This window comes from Curtobacterium sp. ME-Dv--P-122a, assembly GCF_030209645.1.
In the GTDB taxonomy this organism is placed as follows: domain Bacteria; phylum Actinomycetota; class Actinomycetes; order Actinomycetales; family Microbacteriaceae; genus Curtobacterium; species Curtobacterium flaccumfaciens.
In genome coordinates, this window is the sequence record NZ_JARVRO010000012.1 from 110544 (window position 1) to 125775 (window position 15232).

The following is a 15232-nucleotide window of genomic DNA, read 5'->3' on the forward strand; positions in this document are numbered from 1 at the left end:
CCGGACCCTTGTCAACATCCACAGGACGGCCCGTCAGCATGCTCCTCGCATCCAGGCCGATCGCTGCGTTCGCGGTGGTCGGTGCACTCAGTCTCCTCTTGGCCGGTTGTTCCGGTGGTGGCGACGACGCCACCCCGTCGCCGTCCGCGTCCGTCTCGCGCACCCCGAGTGCGACCCCGACCGACGACGACTCGGCGACCTCGGCCCCCACCGACGCGGCCTCGACGCCGACCGACGGTGGGTCCGACGACGGTGACGGCGACGACGCCGGCGCCGGCGCCTCCGACGACGACACCCCCGGTGCGTTCCCGGGCAGCGGCGCGACGAACCAGCCGGACACCGACCCGTCGGAGTACCCGGCCACGTCCGTCGTCACGTTCGCCGGCTGGGACACCGGATCGAAGACCCTCCAGGCCGGTGGCCTGGTCTCCGGCACGACCGACACGAGCGGGAAGTGCACCTTCACCGCGACGAAGGACGGCGTCACGCGCACCGCCACGAGCACCGCACAGGCGAGTGCCTCGTCGGTGAACTGCGCGCAGGTGTCGTTCCCCGCGGCGAAGGTGTCGAGCGGCACCTGGTCCGTCACCCTGACCTACGCCGTCGGCTCCGCGTCGACGACGTCCGACCCCCTGACCGCCGAGGTCCCGTGATGCGCAACCCCCGCACCCCCCGCACCACCCGTTCCCCCCGAGCAGCACGCTCCCGTCGTTCCCTGCGGAGCTCCCTCGCCCTGGTGGCGGCCTTCGCCGTCGCGGTGAGCGGCCTGACCTTCGGCACGGTGCTCGCGGAGCAGACCACGACCCAGTCGGCCTCGGCCGCGGTCGCCTCGGACTTCGACCCGGGCAACATCATCAGCGACGCGAACTTCTACAACGGCTCGGCGATGAACGCGGCCGCCGTGCAGTCGTTCCTGACGAGCGTCGCGCCGAACTGCCGGAAGTCGTCGAGCGGCCCCGCCTGCCTGAAGGACTTCTCGCAGAAGATGAGCTCGATCGGTGCCGTCTCCGGCCGGTGCGCGGCCATCGCGGGAGGCACCAAGTCGGCCGCGACGATGATCGCCCAGGTCGGTGCGGCGTGCGGCATCAGCCAGAAGGTGCTCCTCGTGCTCCTGCAGAAGGAGCAGGGCATCGTCACGACGTCCTCGCCGACGTCCTACATGTACCTGCACGCCACCGGCTTCGCGTGCCCGGACACCGCCCCGTGCGACCCGGCGTACTTCGGCTTCGGCCAGCAGGTCTACGCCGCGGCCCTGCAGTTCAAGCGGTACCAGGCGTCGCCGACCTCGTGGGCGTACCAGGCGGGGCGGACGAACTCGATCCTGCTCAACCCGAACGCGGCCTGCGGTCGGAAGTCCGTCTACATCCAGAACCAGGCCACGGCGAGCCTGTACATCTACACCCCGTACACCCCGAACGCCGCGGCCATGTCGAACCTCTACGGCTCCGGCGACAGCTGCTCCGCCTACGGCAACCGCAACTTCTGGCGCATGTACACCGACTGGTTCGGTGCTGCGGCCGGCGGCGGCAACCCCTACGGCGACGTCGACTCCGTGACCGCGACCTCCACCTCGTCGATCACGGTCACCGGCTGGGCGGCCGACCCGGACACCACCAACGCCCTGCGCGTCGCGTTCTACGTCGACGGCGCCGGCGCGAAGACCGTCACGGCGGACAAGACCCGGAGCGACCTCGCCGGCACCCTCGGCGCGAACAACACCCGCCACGGGTTCTCGGCCGAACTGACCGGGCTGAGCCTCGGCAAGCACTCCGTCTGCAGCTACGCCATCAACCAGGGCCGCGGGGCGAACACCCTGCTCGGCTGCTACACCCGGACCATCACGAGCGCGGCACCCAAGGGCGTCCTCGACTCGGTGACCGGTGGCGTCGGCACGATCTCGGCCACCGGCTGGGTCCTCGACCCCGACTCGTCCAAGCCCGGCTCGTGGAAGATCCTCGTCGACGGCGTGAGCAAGGCGACCGGCACGGCGGACAAGACCCGCACCGACGTGGCGAAGGTCTACCCGGGCGTCGGCAGCACCCTCGGCTTCTCGAAGACGATCGGCGGCATCAGCGCGGGCTCGCGCGCCGTGACGCTGTACGTGATGGACAAGCCCGGCACGAAGTACGTGAAGGTCGCGTCGAAGTCGGTCGTCGTGGACGCCCCGACCACCGGCAAGACCGGCAAGACCGGTGCCGTGCGCGGGTCGTACGACTCCGTCACCGGCGGCGTCGGCACGGCCACCGTGCGCGGCTGGGCGATCGACCCGGACGTGTGGGACCCGGTCAAGTACAAGATCCACGTCGACGGCGTGAGCACGAACAGCGGGGTCGCGGACGCGACCCGCACCGACGTCGAGGCCACGCACCCGACGTGGGGCTCCGACGTCGGTCTGACGCTCCGGCTCACCGGCCTGAAGGCGGGCAAGCACACCGTGCGCGTCTACTTCCAGGACCTGCAGGGCGGCAAGTACGTCAGCTTCGGCACCAAGTCCGTGACCGTGACCGCCGCGTCGACCGCCGAACCCGACGCGTCGGGGACGACCGGCAAGACGGGCAAGACCGGCTCGGTCAAGGGTGCGTTCGAGTCCGTGGTCGGTGGCGTGAACAGCGCCACGGTGCGCGGCTGGGCGATCGACCCCGACGTCTGGGACCCCGTCGCCTACAAGATCCACGTCGACGGTGTCGCCATCGCCCCCGGGACCGCGAACGCGAAGCGGACCGACGTCGAGGCCGTGCACCCCGCGTGGGGCTCCGACGTCGGCCTCTCGCTGAAGATCCCCGGGCTGACCGCCGGCACGCACACCGTGCGCGTGTACTTCCGGGAGCTGCCGAGCGGCGCGTACAAGAGCTTCGGCACGAAGAGCGTGACGGTCACCGACCCGCCGACCACCGGCAAGACGGGCAAGACCGGCTCGGTCAAGGGCCTGTACGAGTCCGTCACCGGCGGCACGGGCACCATCACCGTGGCCGGCTGGGCGATCGACCCGGACGTCTGCGACCCGGTCAAGTACAAGATCCACCTGGACGGCGTGGCCGTCTCGCCGGGCACCGTCAACGCGACCCGCACCGACGTGCGGGCCGTGCACCCGGACTGGGGTTCGGACGTCGGGCTGTCGCGGAAGCTCACCGGGGTGAAGAAGGGCACGCACACCGTGCGCGTCTACTTCCAGGACCTGCCGAGCGGCACCTACAAGAGCTTCGGTACGAAGACCGTCACCGTGCAGTAGACGGTCACCACACGACGGACGGGAGGCCCGGTACCAGCTGGTACCGGGCCTCCCGTCCGTCGTGGGTCGCGTCGACCGCCGTCAGCGGCGCGCGCGCCGCGCCATCAGGCCCACGCCGTGCAGCAGCCGGTACTCGGGGGAGCGCGTGAGGCCCTCGAAGCGGGCCGCGATCTGGTCGCGCTCCGCTTCGGCCAGGCGGCGGGCGGTGTCGTACGCGCCGACCTTCTGCTCCGACTCGACCAGGCGAGCGTTGATGTCGTGCACGCCGGCCAGGTGGACGTCGCGGTCGTGCTCGGTCTGCCGGAGCGTCTCGCGCTGGGCGGTGGCCCACCGCAGGAACGCGCCACGCTCGCCGCTCCGGCCCGAGGCGGCGGCGACGGCGGCGTCGAGCGACGGACCGACCTGTTCGGCGCGGCTGCGGAACGAGTGCCGCTCGACCACGACGGCGCGGAGCCGGGCGACCAGGGCGGTGCGCTCGTCGCGGGGCATCGCGAGCACGCGCTCGAGCGAGTCGGCGTCGTCGAACACCGGCACGTCGGACAGGCCGAGCTCGTCGAGCCCGAGCGCGCAGTCGGTGACCGGCAGTGCACCGGACGCGAGCGACTCGTACAGGCGGGAGTTCAGGGTGCCGTACTCGGCGGCCGGCTCGATGACGTCGTCGACGACGAAGCCGGCGGCGCGGTAGACCTCGGGCAGGGCGAAGTAGGACACGGCCGGTCGGAGCTCGACGCCCGCGGAGGCCTCGACGTGGTCGACGTTCGCGGCGAACCAGACGATCGGTTCGGCCGGGGCGACCTCGGCGAGGACGTGCTGCACCCGGCGGCGGACGCCCCAGAAGTTGACGGTGGTCACGGCGCGGTCCGTGCGCTCGCGCGGTGCGGGGGCGTCGGTCGTGAACAGCTCGGTGTCGACGCCGATCGGCACCACCTCGACGGGGCCGGAGTACGCGGCCGCGATCGCGTCGCGGGCGATCCCGGACGAGGTCCAGACCGCGTCGAACTCGTCGAGGTAGGGCAGGGCGGCCCACTTGGCGGTCCAGTTCCGCACCCACGCCACCAGGGCGGTGCCGGCTGGGACGTACCCGGGCACGAAGGACTCGATCATGCTGACCACGACGGCGGTGTCGGCGGGGAGCTCCTCACCCCAGCGCTCGAGCGGCCACATCGCGACGCCCCAACCCTCGGCCCGGAGCGCCCGCGCCAGCCCGAGCGCGACGAACAGGTCGCCCTTGCCCTCGGACGGATCGGCGGTCGACACCGCGAAGCGGATCGTGCCACGGGGGCCCTCGGCGTGCTCGTCGGCCGCGAGGGCCGCGTAGTCCTCGCGGAGGGGAGAGGACATGGGGGTGCTCGGGATCACTGCGGTCACGCACGCCATTCTGCACGAATCCGCAGCGGCGGCAGGGAGTCCCTGGGCGCGCCTTGTAGGGTGTCATCGGCCCGCGGCACCCCGTCGGCCGACCCATCGACCCGCGCCCGGTGCGCGGCAGCTGCTGGAGGAACTCGCGTGACAGAGCGCAAGCCGGGAGTCGTGTCCGTCATCCTCGTGAACTACAAGGGTACGGACGACACCCTGACGAGCATCGCGGAACTCCGCAAGCAGGACTGGCCGCAGGACAAGCTCGAGTTGATCGTCGTCGAGAACGGTTCGGGCCCCGAGCACCTCGGGCGTCTCAAGGCCTCGAGCCTCGACTTCACCCTGATCGACGCGGGCGCGAACCTCGGGTTCACCGGTGGCTGCAACCTCGGCGTCGAGAAGTCCTCCGGCGAGGTCGTGGCGTTCCTCAACAACGACGCCCGCCCGGACACCGGCTGGGTGCGCGAGGCGATGGCCACCTTCGCCTCCGGTGCCGACATCGGCGCCGTCGCCTCGAAGGTCCTCGACTGGGAAGGCGTCAACGTCGACTTCACCGAGGCCGCGATGACCTGGTACGGCATGGGCTACAAGCCCTTCGCCGGGTCGCCGGACACCGGCCGGTGGGAGAGCGAGACCGACGTCCTGTTCGGCACCGGCGCCGCGATGTTCATCCGCGCCGAGCTCTTCGAGCAGCTCGACGGCTTCGACGACCGCTACTTCATGTTCTACGAGGACGTCGACCTCGGCTGGCGGCTCAACCTGCTCGGCTGGCGCTTCCGGTACCAGCCGAAGTCCGTCGCGTTCCACAAGCACCACGCGTCGATGAACAAGTTCGGCGACTTCCGCGAGACCTACCTGCTCGAGCGGAACGCGCTGTTCACGCTCTACAAGAACCTCGGTGACGAGCAGCTCGCCGCGGCGCTGCCCGGTTCCCTGGCACTCGCCGTCCGCCGTGCCGTGGGCCGCGGGGAGCTCGACTCCACCGAGCTCGACCTGCGCAACCCCGGCGACGACAGCGTCCCGACCATCCCGGTGCCGAAGACGAGCATGGCGGGGATCTACGGCGTCGACCAGTTCGTCGAGCAGCTGCCGTCGATGACCGAGTCCCGCCGCCAGATCCAGGCGACCCGCGTCCGGTCCGACCGCGAGCTCCTCCGCCTGTTCGGCAACCGCGACGAGCCCGCGTACCCGATCGAGAACTACCTGGCCGGCTACGACAAGATCGTGCACTCCCTCGGCGTGCTCGAGGTCGGCACCCGTCGCCGTGTCCTCATCATCACGGGCGACTCGATCGGCGCGAAGATGGCCGGTCCGGCGATCCGTGCCACCCAGATGGCCAAGCAGCTGGCGTCCGAGCACGACGTCCGCGTGGTCAGCCTGACCCGTTCGTCGCCGATCGACCCGTCGTACGAGGTCGTCACGGTGCCGCATCGTCACCCGCGCCAGATGGTCGAACACGAGGGCTGGGCCGACGTCATCATCGTGCAGGGCCACGCGCTCCGGCTGTTCCCGGTGCTCGAGTCGACGAGCAAGATCCTGGTCGTCGACGTCTACGACCCGCTGCACCTCGAGCAGCTGGAACAGGGCCGTAGCGACGACGTCGACAAGTGGAACCGCCAGATCCTCGACGCCTCGGACACGCTGAACCACCAGCTCGAGCTCGGCGACTACTTCATCTGCGCCTCGGAGCGCCAGCGGATGTTCTGGCTCGGGCAGCTCGCCGGCTCCGGCCGCGTGAACGCCCGCACCTACTCGCGCGACGCCGACCTGCGCTCGCTCATCGGCGTCGTGCCGTTCGGCCTGTCCTCGACGCCGCCGGTCCACGACCAGCAGCGTGTCAAGGGCGTCGTGCCGGGCATCGGCAAGAACGACAAGCTCGTCGTCTGGGGTGGTGGGATCTACGACTGGTTCGACCCGATCACCCTGGTCCGCTCGATCGCCCAGCTCGCCGAGCGCCGTCCGTCGGTGAAGCTCTTCTTCATGGGCGTGCAGCACCCGAACCCCGACGTCCCCGAGATGGACATCGTCGCGAAGGTCCGCGCCGAGGCCGACGCCCTCGGTCTCACCGGCAAGCACGTGTTCTTCAACGACCAGTGGATCCCCTACGAGGAGCGCGGCGCCTACCTGCTCGAGGCCGACGCCGGCGTCTCGACGCACTACGAGCACCTCGAGACCACCTTCTCGTTCCGGACCCGCATCCTCGACTACCTGTGGGCACGCCTGCCGATCGTCACGACGGCCGGCGACTCGTTCGGTGACCTCGTCGCAGAAGAGAAGCTCGGCATCGCGGTGCACGAGCAGGACATCGACGGTCTGGCCACCGCGCTCGAGACGGCGCTCTTCGACAAGAAGGCCCGCACGGAGTTCATCGGCAACGTCGACCGCGTGCGCGAGCAGTTCACGTGGGAGAACGTCCTCGCCCCCCTCGTCGAGTTCTGCCGGAACCCGATCCGCGCTGCGGACAAGTCGGTGCGCGACACCGCGTCGTCGATCGAGCCGCACAAGATGCGCGTCCGCGTCCCGGAGCGCAAGAAGCTCTCCGGCGTCCGCTACGACCTCGGCCGTGCCGTGCACTACCTGCGCACCGAGGGTCCCCGGAGCGTCGCCGGCAAGGTGAAGCGGCGCCTGAACCGGTGACCCCGGGGGAGACCACCGCCCTCGTCATCGTCCCGACGTACGACGAGGCCGAGAACATCCGTGCGATCACCGCCGCCGTGCTGGCGGCGGTGCCCGGTGCCCACGTGCTCGTCGTCGACGACGGCAGCCCGGACGGCACCGGGGACATCGTGCGGTCCCTGGCCGCCGCGGACGACCGCGTGCACCTGCTGCAGCGCTCCGGCAAGCTCGGGCTCGGCACGGCGTACGTCGCCGGGTTCCGGTGGGGTCTGGAGCGCGGGTACCCGCTGCTGGTCGAGATGGACGCGGACGGCTCGCACCCGGCCGACCGGTTGCCGGCTCTGGTCGACGCCGTGACCGCATCCGACGACGTCCTGCTCGCCATCGGGTCCCGCTGGGTCCCCGGTGGGTCGGTCGTCGACTGGCCGCTCCGGCGCCAGGCGCTCAGCCGCGGGGCCAACACCTACGCCCGCCTGGTGCTCGGGCTCGACGTGCGGGACATCACCGCCGGCTACCGCGTGTACCGCTCGTCGGCGATCGCGCGGATGGACCTCGGGTCGGTGGACTCGAAGGGGTACTGCTTCCAGGTGGACATGACGCTGCGCGTGGACGCCCTCGGCGGCCGCATCGTCGAGGTGCCCATCCGCTTCCGTGACCGCGTGCACGGCGTCTCCAAGATGAGCCGGTCCATCGTCGTCGAGGCGATGCTCCGCGTCACCCAGTGGGGCGTGCAGCGCCGCCTCGGTCGCCGCACGCGCCCGTAGGGCGCCCGCTCGCGCGCTTCGTGAGCAGGAACGGTCGGGTCGCCTTCGCGGAGGCGACCGTTCCTGCTCACGATGCGCGGGCACGGAACGCTCGGCGCGACGGCCTGGAGGCGCGGTGCGGGGCCGCCACGGGCCTCCCGTCCGGCGGTGGGTCGCGCCGTACCGCCGCTTCGTGAGCAGCAACGGTCGGGTCGCCTCCGCGGAGGCGACCATTCCTGCTCACGAAGCGCCACGGCGCACGGCGCGAAACGCCCGCGCTACACCCGCGGCAGGTGCCGACGCCACGAGCGGCGCCGCGCGGCGATCACGAGGACCGTCACGAAGAACATCAGCCCCGCACCGTGCAGCAGGTAGCTCTCCGCCGTGCTGGTGACGGCGAGCAGCACGAGCACGGCGGCCGGCCACACGTACGCCACCCCGGGGAACGTCGTCGCCGTCACCCAGGCGCGCGCGAACGCGAGCAGCGCCGTGATGCCGAGGATGAGCGTGCCCGCGAAGCCGATCTGCAGCCAGGCGTCCACGAAGGCGTTGAGGCCCGAGGTGAACCGGACGCCGGCGGGGTCGATGAGCGTGACGTAGGGCACGACGGGCTCGGTCGGCCACGTGCCCACCCAACCCCAGCCCTGGATCGGGTAGCGCTCCACCAGGACCCGGATCTGCGACCACAGGTCCGTCCGGGTGGCCGTGCCGCCGGCCGCCCCGATCTCGGCGAGCAGGCGGTGCCGGGCGAGCACCCCGACGGCCAGCGTCAGCAGGACGACCGCGCCGAGGACGCCGTTGACCACCGGTCTGGTCGCCGGTCGCGCGTGCCGGAGCGACCAGAGCGCCAGCGCCGTGACGGCGAGCGCGATCATCGCGAGGCCGGTGATGGGGGACTGCACGAGCATCAGGGCGATGACGGCGAGCGACGTCGAGGCGATCGCGCGCCAGACCGTGACCGACCGGGTGAGGAACTCGACCACGAAGGTGACCAGGGCCATCGCTGCGATGAAGCCCATGAAGTTGCGGGTGCCGCCGATGCCCTGGATCGGGCCGCCGTACGCGATGTCGCCGCGGATCCCGAACGCCGGGAACGGGACGTCGAGGACCAGGCCGGACAGGACCTCGAGTCCGAGGGCCGTCACGAGCAGGATCCGGAAGGCGTCGCCCGAGGCCCGGATCACCTGCACCAGGTCGCGGCCGAGGGCCAGGTACAGCCCGAGGCCGATGAAGCACACGGTCTGCACCAGTCCGCGGAGCGCCACCCAGGAGTACTCGCTCCAGAGCACGCTCAACGCGCAGTAGCCGACGAAGGCCAGCAGCGAGAGGGGGAGGACCCCGTGCCACTCGATCCGGTAGCGCTGGCCGAGCAGGCTCAGCCCCGCCAGCACGAACAGCGTCACGAGCACCGCCCAGGTCCCCGCCCGGCCGACCAGGGCCTCGACGGTGGGCTGCCCGAACCCGAACAGCACGATGACCGTCGCGAGCGCCTGGCTGAACCGTCCACCGGCCGAGAAGCCGATCCAGGCGGAGAGGTACCGGCGCCCGAGCACCTGTCTGCTCACCCGGCCGTCCGTCACGCGTCCATCTTGGCGCACGACCTTGTGACGAGCACACCGCATCGCGGTGTGGCTGTATCGACGATGCGCGATGACCGAACTATCCTCACCGGATGGACCTCGCGCGCAGGGTCGCCGGCGTCCCCCTCGTCGCGGTCGTCGTCGGCCTGCTCACGACCGCCCTGGCCTGGTACCGGCTCGGCCCGGTGCCGCGGAACACCGTCTGGGCCGAGGACGGTGGCGTGTTCCTGCGCGAACGGATCGCGATGGGTCCCGTCGACACCCTGCTGCACCCCTACGCCGGGTACGTGCACCTGCTGCCCCGGCTCATCGTCGACCTCGGGTACGCGCTGCCGCCCGAGCGGTACGCGCAGGTGGTGGCGCTCGCCGCGTGCACGGTCGTCGGCGGGGTCTGCGCCCTGGTGTTCGTGCTGTCCCGCGACGTCGTCCGCCCGTGGCCGTTGCGGCTGGTGCTCGCCGCCGTCCCCGTCGTCCTGCCGCTCGCCCCGTACGAGATCAGCGGCAACGCGGCGAACCTGCACTGGTTCCTGCTCGTCCTGGTGCCGTGGGTCTTCGCGTGGCGCGCTCGGTCGTGGTGGGCGGCCGGGGCACTCGCCGTGGTCGCGGGGGCGGCCGTGCTCACCGAACCGCTCACCGCCCTGTTCGCGCCCCTGCTGCTCCTCGCCTGGACGCCCCGTGGCCGGACGCCCGGACCGGCCGGCCGGTGGACCGCGCTGCCGGTCACGCTCGTCGTGGTCGTCGCCCTGGCGGTGCAGGGCATCACGACCCTGACGAGCCCACGGGCCCTCGCCACGGGGTCGCCGGCGGCGCGCGACGTGCTCGCGGGGTATTTGCTGCGTCCCGTGGCGGGTGCCTGGGACCCGGACCTCGGTGCTGTGCTGACGGCGGTGGTCGAGCACGGCTGGGCGGTGGTCGTGGTGCCCGCAGCCCTGCTGCTCGTCGTCCTGGTGGCGGCCGTCGTGGTCGGGCCGGCACGCACCCGGTGGATGGTCGCAGCCCTCGCCGTCGGCTCCGTCGCGGTGTGGTGGGTGGCCCTGCTCGCGAACGGCGGCGACGGCATCCGCTGGTCGGCGCCGGTCGCCGCGATGGCCGCCGTGCCGCCGCAGCGCTACGCCGCGGCCGCCGGCCTGCTGCTGGTGAGCGCCGCGGTGGTCGCCGCCGCCACGCTCGTGGACGCCCGCAGCTGGTCGCGTGCTGCCGGACGGACGGGAGGCCCGGGTTGCCTCGTCGGCGCGCTGGCCGGTTGGTGCGTGGTCACCGCCGTCGTCGCGTCGGCGGTCCTGCACGTCGCGCCGACGGACACGCGGCGGAGCGGCGGCCCGGTGTGGGCGGGGCAGCTGCCGGCGGCGGTGGCGGCGTGCGACGCGGACCCGACGCTCGAGGTCGCCCGGGTGAAGTCGAACCCGTGGTCGTCCCCGGTGTCGTGCTCGTGGCTGTCGCGCTGAGGGAGCGTCCGGGTCAGCGCGTGCCGGCCCAGCGGAACTCGCGCTTGGCGGGCGGCGTGCGCGGGCCGTCGCCGGTCGAGACCGGTTCCTCGCCGGTCAGCACGATGCGCGTCTTGATCGCGAGCAGGGCGAAGAGCACCCAGTTCCCCTGGTAGAGCAGGCGGGACTCGGCGACGGACTGCACGAGCAGGGCGACGACGACCAGGAGCGGCAGGAGCGACACCGGGTCGAAGGCCCGCGGACGCAGCACGGCGTCGTACCCGATGCGGGTCGCGCAGGCCCACGAGCGGGACAGCGTCGTGACCACGTAGATCGCGAAGAGCACCAGGCCGATGATCCCGGTCTGCATCCAGACGTCGAGGTAGGCGTCGTGGGCCTGCAGGTACGTGACACCCTTGCGCTGCGCCAGGTCGGCGAGGGTCGGGATGCCCGGCCACCAGTACCCGATCCAGCCCCAGCCGCCCACGGGGTGCTGGTCGATCAGGCCGAGGACCTTGGCCCAGATCTCCCCGCGCCCCGTGGCGTCCGAACCCTTGCCGAGCAGCTCGGACACCGGGCCGCGCAGCACGAACGCGGCGACGGCGACCACGACGGCACCCACCGCCAGCAGCAGGTAGCGCGGGGTCCGGCGCTCGGTCGGGACACGGCGCATCCAGACGGCGGCCAGTGCGACCACGGCGACCACGAGTGCAGCGGCGATGACCGTCGACGAGCGGGTGAGGACGAAGCCGAGTGCCGCGACGACGAGCCAGCCGATCGCCTGGTTCCGGCGGATCCGGCCCTCGGCGAACTGCACGGCGACCACGATCGCGACCAGCAGGGCCACCATCGCGAGCAGGTTGGCGTTGCCGGGCAGCCCCTGGATCCGACCACCGGTGAAGAGCTCGGCGCGCGAGAAGTAGAAGGCGTCGGGGACGTCGCGGTCGCCGTAGTCCGTCCAGATCGGGGCGATCGGGTGCCGGACGAACACCGCGACGGCGGCCTCGAACAGGAGCGAGAGCATGAGGACCCAGCGGAGCGCGAGGCTCAGGGCATCGGTGATCCGGCGCCACGTCAGGGTCGAGGCGATCGTGAACGCCACGGCCGCGCAGATCACCTGCACGGTCAGGCTCGAGATCGTCGCGAAGCGCCAGTGCGACCAGACCAGGGTCACCAGGCACCAGCCGAGGAACGCCCAGAGCGCCCAGGGGGTGCGGACGAGCGGTGGCTTCGCCCGGACCAGGATCGTGATGCCCCATGCCGCGACGAGGGCCCAGAGGACACCGGCCCCGACCCAGGTCAGGGTGTTCGGCACGGCGTCGCCCGCGAACAGCACGAACAGCGTCGTCGCCCCGAAGGCGAACGCCTCGCGCTCCGGTACGGTCCCGCGCGCCAGCGGCCAGGTGTTCGTCACGACGCCAGGCTACCGGCCGGTCGCCGTCCGCAGGACTCCACCGGCAGCGCCGGTAGGCTCTGGCCCATGTTCCTCGGCATCACGAACACCCCCCGCGACTACGCCTGGGGCTCGGTCACCGCGATCCCGGAGCTCCTCGGCCGCACCGTCACGGGTGCCCCGCAGGCGGAGCTCTGGCTCGGCGCCCACGCCGGCAGCCCCAGCGTCGTCGTCAACCCGGCCATGGTCGGCGGGGCCGACACGCTCCGCGACTGGATCGCCGACGAGCCGGAGACCGCACTCGGTCCGGACCGCACCGGCCTGCCCTTCCTGCTCAAGGTGCTCGCCGCTGCGGCACCGCTCTCGCTGCAGGCGCACCCGACCCCGCAGCAGGCAGAAGCGGGCTTCGCCCGCGAGGAGCGCGAGGGGATCCCGCTCGACGACCCGGCCCGCAACTACAAGGACCCGTTCCCGAAGCCCGAGCTCGTCGTCGCGCTGAGCGAGCGGTTCGAGGCGCTGAGCGGCTTCCGCCCGGTCGAGGAGACCCTGGCCGAGGTCCGCGTGCTCGACGCCGGCACCGGACGCCTCGGTCCGCTCGAGGTGCACCTGCTGCACGGGCTCGAGGACACCGTCCGCTGGCTCGAGACCGCCGACGAGTCCGCGCTCGCCGTGGTGCAGGCCGCGAGCGACCTGGCCGTCTCGCTCGACGACGACCTGCTCACCCCGAACACCGCGACCGTCCGCGACCTGGCGACCAGCTGGCCCGGTGACCCCGGCATCGTCGTCTCCCTGCTCATGCACCGGGTGACGCTCACCGCGGGGCAGGCCATGTACCTGCCCGCCGGCAACATCCACGCGTACCTGGACGGGCTCGGCATCGAGCTGATGGCGCCGTCGGACAACGTGCTGCGCGGCGGGCTGACGCCGAAGCACGTCGACGTGCCGGAGCTCCTGCGGGTGCTCGACTTCACCGCGTACCCGGCGCCGGTGCTCGAGGCCGAGCGCATCGCCCCGGGCGTCGACCGGTTCGCGCCGGACGGTGTCGGCTTCGCACTGCTGCGGGTGGACGGCGACGGTCGCCCGGTGGGACTGAGCACCGGCGGGGTCGCCCCGCTCGTGGGGCCGTCGATCGCGATCTGCACCGAGGGCGTCGTCACGCTCGTCGGCGCGCAGTCGGCGACCCTGCTCCGCAAAGGCGAGGCGTGCTTCATCACCCCGGACGAGGGCGACGTGACGGTCGAGGCGGACTCCTCCGACGGCATCACGTCGACCGTGTTCATCGCGACCGGCGCCTAGGGGCGCGGACCGGCACCGGGACCGGCGCGGGGCCGCACGCCGTGGCGTGGACCCGCACACCGCCACCGGGGCGTCGCCGACGTCCGCTAGCGTGGCGAGCATGAGTTGGCTGGTCACCGGCGGTGCCGGGTACATCGGGTCCCACGTCGTCCGAGCACTGCGCTCGGCCGGCATCGACACGGTCGCGTTCGACGATCTGTCGAGCGGCTTCCGCGCGTTCGTCCCGGACGACGTGCCGTTCGTCGAGGGCACGATCCTCGACGGCGAGCTCGTCGCACGCACGCTGCGCGAGCACGAGGTCACCGGCGTGGTCCACGTCGCGGGGTTCAAGTACGCCGGCGTCTCGGTCGAGCGCCCGCTGCACACCTACGAGCAGAACGTCACCGGCATGGCGACCCTGCTGCGCGCGATGGCGGAGACCGGCGTCACCAAGGCGGTCTTCTCGTCCAGCGCGGCGGTCTACGGCACGCCGGACGTCGAGACCGTGGTCGAGTCCACCCCGAAGAACCCGGAGTCGCCGTACGGCGAGTCGAAGCTCATCGGCGAGTGGCTGCTGCGCGACATGGAGGTCGCCGCGGGCTTCACCACCACGTCGCTCCGGTACTTCAACGTCGTCGGTTCGGGGGAGCCCGACCTGTACGACGCCAGCCCGCACAACCTGTTCCCGCTGGTCTTCGACGCGCTGCTCGCCGGCCGGACCCCGCGGATCAACGGCGACGACTACGCCACCCCGGACGGCACCTGCGTCCGCGACTACGTGCACGTGGCCGACCTGGCGCACTCGCACGCGGTGGCCGCGCGGAAGCTCGAGGCGGGGGAGCCGCTCGAGCGTGCCTACAACCTCGGCAGCGGCGACGGCGTGAGCGTCCGGCAGATCATGGACGCGATGGCGTCGGGCACCGGGATCGCCTTCGACCCCGAGATCGCACCGCGGCGCCCCGGCGACCCGGCCCGCATCGTCGCGACCGGCGAAGCCGCCGCCCGTGACCTCGAGTGGGCCATGCGGCACTCCCTGGACGAGATGGTGTCGAGCGCCTGGGAGGCCCGTCGCAGCGCCTCCTGAGCGCCTGAGGACGAGTCAGTTGTCCCCCGGAAGGCCCACCCGAGCGGTGCGACACGCCCAAACGGGGGACATGACACGCTGGAGCGGTCAGTGCCTTCTATGATCCGCGACTTGACTCAGGCGAATGACACCGCTGTAATTACAGGCAACGGCCGCAAGAGTTGGGGTTCGTTGTCGAGGCGGCAGGGGTGATCAGGGTGAACGGTTCCGAGTTCCACGCCGGAGTTCCGGAGGACTGGCACGTCGATCCCGTGGCGCTCGGCGTCCCGGGTGTCCGACGTCCGGAGACCGACGACGAGGAGAACCCGCTCGCCTGGCAGGTCGACTCGCTCTGCGCGCAGACCGACCCCGAGGCGTTCTTCCCCGAGAAGGGCGGCTCCACGCGCGAGGCGAAGAAGATCTGCACCTCGTGCGAGGTCCGGGCGCAGTGCCTCGAGTACGCGCTCGAGAACGACGAACGCTTCGGCATCTGGGGCGGCCTCTCCGAGCGCGAACGCCGCAAGTTGCGGAAAAGGGCGTAGCCGCCCCACCC

The 15232-nt window shown here is 71.9% G+C and carries 11 protein-coding genes; 8 read left to right on the forward strand and 3 right to left on the reverse strand.

What is annotated here, in order from left to right:
- The first annotated feature begins 38 nt into the window (after positions 1–38).
- Both QRN49_RS13005 and QRN49_RS13010 read left to right on the forward strand, forming a co-directional pair.
- A complete protein-coding gene (locus QRN49_RS13005) occupies positions 39–653 on the forward strand; it encodes a hypothetical protein (RefSeq protein WP_284756324.1) in 615 nt (204 codons plus the stop codon).
- Complete coding sequence (locus QRN49_RS13010; protein WP_284756327.1) at positions 653–3229, forward strand: hypothetical protein; 2577 nt, start codon at positions 653–655, stop codon at positions 3227–3229. Before QRN49_RS13005 ends, QRN49_RS13010 begins: the two co-directional genes overlap by 1 nt.
- An 81-nt stretch (positions 3230–3310) precedes the next feature.
- On the opposite strand, the gene QRN49_RS13015 is transcribed toward QRN49_RS13010, so the two are convergent.
- Positions 3311–4597: a glycosyltransferase family protein gene (locus tag QRN49_RS13015; protein WP_284756328.1), complete on the reverse strand. Its 1287-nt coding sequence runs from the start codon at positions 4595–4597 to the stop codon at positions 3311–3313.
- Positions 4598–4735: 138 nt separating this feature from the next.
- Between QRN49_RS13015 and QRN49_RS13020 the strand changes: the two genes are divergently transcribed.
- Both QRN49_RS13020 and QRN49_RS13025 read left to right on the forward strand, forming a co-directional pair.
- Complete coding sequence (locus QRN49_RS13020; RefSeq protein ID WP_284756331.1) at positions 4736–7222, forward strand: glycosyltransferase; 2487 nt, start codon at positions 4736–4738, stop codon at positions 7220–7222.
- Positions 7219–7965, forward strand: a complete 747-nt coding sequence (locus QRN49_RS13025; RefSeq protein WP_209050767.1) for a polyprenol monophosphomannose synthase — start codon at positions 7219–7221, stop codon at positions 7963–7965. The genes QRN49_RS13020 and QRN49_RS13025 overlap by 4 nt, the downstream gene beginning before the upstream one ends.
- 257 nt (positions 7966–8222) lie before the next feature.
- Here QRN49_RS13025 and QRN49_RS13030 read toward each other — a convergent pair whose 3' ends face one another.
- Entirely contained in the window at positions 8223–9509 is a 1287-nt protein-coding gene (locus tag QRN49_RS13030) for an O-antigen ligase family protein (RefSeq protein WP_128780653.1), read from the reverse strand.
- Positions 9510–9616: 107 nt separating this feature from the next.
- On the opposite strand from QRN49_RS13030, the gene QRN49_RS13035 reads away from it, so the two are divergent.
- The gene (locus tag QRN49_RS13035) at positions 9617–10969 is read left to right on the forward strand and encodes a hypothetical protein (RefSeq protein WP_284756335.1); all 1353 of its coding nucleotides are present in this window, start codon (positions 9617–9619) and stop codon (positions 10967–10969) included.
- Positions 10970–10982: 13 nt separating this feature from the next.
- On the opposite strand, the gene QRN49_RS13040 is transcribed toward QRN49_RS13035, so the two are convergent.
- Complete coding sequence (locus tag QRN49_RS13040; RefSeq protein WP_209082298.1) at positions 10983–12362, reverse strand: O-antigen ligase family protein; 1380 nt, start codon at positions 12360–12362, stop codon at positions 10983–10985.
- Between the two features lie 66 nt (positions 12363–12428).
- On the opposite strand from QRN49_RS13040, the gene manA reads away from it, so the two are divergent.
- The 3 genes from manA (at position 12429) to QRN49_RS13055 (ending at position 15221) form a co-directional block, all read left to right on the forward strand.
- Complete coding sequence (manA, locus tag QRN49_RS13045; protein WP_284756337.1) at positions 12429–13637, forward strand: mannose-6-phosphate isomerase, class I; 1209 nt, start codon at positions 12429–12431, stop codon at positions 13635–13637.
- Positions 13638–13737: 100 nt separating this feature from the next.
- Entirely contained in the window at positions 13738–14700 is a 963-nt protein-coding gene (gene galE, locus QRN49_RS13050) for a UDP-glucose 4-epimerase GalE (RefSeq protein ID WP_071405789.1), read from the forward strand.
- Positions 14701–14888: 188 nt separating this feature from the next.
- Positions 14889–15221, forward strand: coding sequence for a WhiB family transcriptional regulator (locus QRN49_RS13055; RefSeq protein WP_081827389.1), 333 nt, complete (start codon positions 14889–14891; stop codon positions 15219–15221).
- Positions 15222–15232: the final 11 nt, after the last annotated feature.